The sequence below is a fragment of the Microcoleus sp. Pol12A5 genome, from assembly GCF_036701435.1.
GTDB lineage: Bacteria > Cyanobacteriota > Cyanobacteriia > Cyanobacteriales > Microcoleaceae > Microcoleus.
In genome coordinates this window covers 1-1,581 of record NZ_JAUBQU010000279.1, presented here as the reverse complement: position 1 = coordinate 1,581, position 1,581 = coordinate 1, and the positions used below count along the sequence as shown (strand labels likewise).

Annotated in this window: 2 protein-coding genes; one reads left to right on the top strand and one right to left on the bottom strand. The window is 44.2% G+C overall.

All coding sequences use genetic code 11. The features are described from left to right. Window positions 1-330 precede the first annotated feature (330 nt). Window positions 331-912: a hypothetical protein gene (locus QUA45_RS28735; protein WP_333223341.1), complete on the top strand. Its 582-nt coding sequence runs from the start codon at window positions 331-333 to the stop codon at window positions 910-912. A 67-nt stretch (window positions 913-979) separates the two neighbouring features. Here QUA45_RS28735 and QUA45_RS28730 read toward each other — a convergent pair whose 3' ends face one another. Next, complete coding sequence (locus QUA45_RS28730; RefSeq protein ID WP_333223339.1) at window positions 980-1,300, bottom strand: helix-turn-helix transcriptional regulator; 321 nt, start codon at window positions 1,298-1,300, stop codon at window positions 980-982. Window positions 1,301-1,581 lie beyond the last annotated feature (281 nt).

The window sequence follows — 1,581 nt, the reverse complement described above, 5'->3', positions numbered from 1 at the left end:
TAGGGTTTCATCATGAGACTCCTCAAAAGATTGGCATAGAGCTATTATCCTCTATCCTTTACATAAAAGCACTACCGAGTGCCGAACAGGTTGCGGAGGCGTTAAGTTTATCCGTCGAAGAAGTGACGGATAATGCTGGAGAGTGAGATAGTCAGAGAGAATTGGGGAAAAGGGCGATCGCTATCAATAAACTTTTTCCGGGAAACCGATGTTGAGCAATGACATTACGCCTTTAGCTTATCAAATGGCTAGCTGCTTGCGCAAACGGCACTGGTGCAAATAATAAATCACAAATAGTGGAAACACATTCACACAAAGAGGGCTATAGCTATGTCGGATAAATTTCCCCACCCACCAAATCCTCGCCTAAAAATGCTGATCGTTGAGGATGGAACAGCCAGTGGTCTTGACTTGCTTTACCGCCATTTCCGTCGCAAATATCAAGTACTCAGGGCAGAATCAGGCCCCGCCGCCCTAGAAATCTTGGCAAGGGAAGGAGAAGTTGCCATCATTATCTGCGATGAGCCGACGCCCAAAATGAACGTGACTGAGTTCCTCCGTCTGACGGCGGTACAGTACCCCGATACGAGCCAAATTATGTTAATTAGTTATACGGAACATTTCTTTGAAGCTATTGATGCTGGCAAACTATGCCATTACATTGCTAAGCCTTGGAATCCCGAAGAGCTTAACGTTTTTGTCACTAGACTGGTTGATACTTACACTCTCCGGAAAGCGCGCCCCCATGAACTGCGACAGCGAGGCGAGAGTGCAGAGCAGGCACGACAAGCTGGATTTCAGGCAATAAGGGGTGCTATTCCCCGATTGTTGGGAATGGGTTTGAGCGTCGAACAAGTGGCGGAGGCGTTAAGTTTATCTGTGGAGGAAGTTAGCCACAATTATCACGGCTGAAATGGTTTTATCGGGATAAAGTTAACTTCAAATTCTCGAAGATTCTCAAATTTTAACTGTCTGCTTCTCAGCTTTTGGAAGAAGTAATAGCGAGTGCCACATCCTCGCGAGTTGCTCCCAGCGCTAGCATTGTCCTTACCATCAAATCAAGAGAAACAGACGGATCGCCAGCTTCTATTTTAGCTACCCGTGACTGACTAGATTTAATTTTCTTAGCCAAACTTTCTTGAAAAAGATTTTGACTAATGCGAAGCTGCTTCAAGCGTTTAATTAGAGACAACTTCATCTCAATAAAAGCAATTTCTTCGGCTGAAAGTTCTAGAAAGTCTGCGGCATCTCCCACCCGCCAACCTGCTGCTTCTAAACGTTGACGTTTAATCGGATCCATTGTAAATATTACCTATTTTAATTATATGAATTGCACAGAGCAAGGATTGTGAATGGTGAATTGTCTCTCAATTTGTAAGGTGGGCCTTGCCCACCCTAAAGGAAGTCCTGAAATAACTAGGTTTCTCCTGAGCTTTGATCGTACAATCTCAGTCGTTTTTGACTATTTTCGATCGCGCGCTTAGGCGTTTTCTGGGTAGTTTTTTGGCGTTGCTGAATTGATGTATGATGTAGCGATCGAGCTCCAAAAACATTATTCAAAACAGGATGGAATCTTTAGCT